The following is a 259-nucleotide window of genomic DNA, read 5'->3' on the forward strand; positions in this document are numbered from 1 at the left end:
GTCACAGATGTGTGGCAAGATATTTCGCAGTTTGTGGATACGGTCAAACAGCAGCATAAAGGAGCTGTTTATCTTTGCGGGCATTCTTCTGGAGCGGGATTACTGCTAAATTACCTATCTTGGCCGAAAAAAAGAGAAGTAGACGGTTACTTTTTTATTGCACCTGAATTTGGCTATCAATCAGACACTGCAAGACCTGATCAAATTCCTTTTGCGACCGTTCAAGTATGGAAATTCGTTTTGTCTGCTATGACAAAAG

The 259-nt window shown here is 41.3% G+C and carries 1 protein-coding gene; it reads left to right on the forward strand.

The annotated features are described in order from the left end of the window. Nucleotides 1-259, forward strand: a 259-nt coding sequence (locus SB658_RS25150; protein ID WP_410603141.1) for a serine aminopeptidase domain-containing protein, incomplete at both ends; no start/stop codon positions are given.

The organism is Bacillus sp. SIMBA_008, from assembly GCF_046535495.1.
In the GTDB taxonomy this organism is placed as follows: Bacteria; Bacillota; Bacilli; order Bacillales; family Bacillaceae; genus Bacillus; species Bacillus subtilis.